This window comes from Nguyenibacter vanlangensis (assembly GCF_013376155.1).
In the GTDB taxonomy this organism is placed as follows: Bacteria; Pseudomonadota; Alphaproteobacteria; order Acetobacterales; family Acetobacteraceae; genus Gluconacetobacter; species Gluconacetobacter vanlangensis.
The window spans coordinates 1-1,135 of record NZ_JABXXP010000833.1 but is presented as its reverse complement, the minus strand read 5'-3'; the positions used below and the strand labels follow the sequence as shown (position 1 = coordinate 1,135).

General features: G+C 65.4%; 1 protein-coding gene. It reads right to left on the bottom strand.

Annotated features, from left to right (window positions below; all coding sequences use genetic code 11):
* Window positions 1–1,135, bottom strand: a 1,135-nt coding sequence (locus tag HUK84_RS19460; protein WP_218064477.1) for a glycoside hydrolase family 32 protein, incomplete at both ends; no start/stop codon positions are given.

Below are 1,135 nucleotides of genomic sequence, written 5' to 3'. Positions count from 1 at the left end.
GCGCCGGGCCGCGAAGGGAATGGCCGGGCCGCGCAGGGCCTCCAGCCCGCGCGGGTTCTGCGCCAGGCGGATCCAGCCGGCGAAATCGCGTCGCAGCGTCATGGTGCGCGGGAGGGTCATGATGCCGCGCCAGCTTTGCGTCGGCAGTTCCTGGCAATATTGCCAGTTGCCGAGCCAGGCGATGGTCACGGCCTCGTCACGCGGCATGTTGCCGTAGACCTGCATTGCATAGGCGTCCTTGGCGAAATCGGTCAGGCCGATCACGGTGTCGTCGGGGACGAAGCGCGTGCCGTCGAACTGCCCCACGAAATATTGCGTGATGCTGCCGCCGGTCGGGCCGCCCGGGTTGACCGAGACGAACAGCACCCAGCGCGTGCCGCCGCCTTCGAGCGCCATTTCGATCAGGTTCGGGCATTCATAATCGACGCCGAACAGGCCGGACGGGCCGAAATCGCTGAGATGCACCCAATGGATCAGGTCGATCGAGGCGTAGAACGCGATCTGGTGCAGGCGTGACTTCGCGACGACCATGACCCATTGATTGGTGGGCTTGTGGAACATCACCTGCGGGTCGCGGAAGGAGTTGCTGCCGATATCCAGGATCGGGTTATGGGCGTATTCCGTGAAGCTCTGTCCGTTATCGCGGCTGATGGCGAGATATTGCGCCTGCCGGTGCGGGCTGGCGCGCGTATAGATCGCGGCCATGCCGCCCTGGCCGGCATCGAACAGGCCCGAGGCGTTTTTCGCGTCCAGCACCGTGCAGCCGCTATAAGCCTCGCCGTCCCTGGTTTCGGGGATGGCGATGGGCCGGTCCTGCCAGTGCAGCAGGTCGGTGCTGGTGGCATGGCCCCAATGGACCCGGCCGGCATAGGGCGCGAACGGATCATATTGATAATACAGATGATAGTACGTGCCGTCGAAGATCAGCCCGTTCGGATCGTTCATGAAGCCGGTGACAGGGGAAAAATGGATCGTCGGGCGATAGAAGACGTCGCTTTGCGTCTTCACGACGGGACGGGAGACGACGCCCGGCTGGTCGGCGGGCGAGGGATGCGATGCGTTGGGCTCGGCCTTGCGGGTGTGGTCGGGCGCCTGCGGGGGCGTCGGGGCGGTAGGGGTGGCTGGCGGCGGCGTG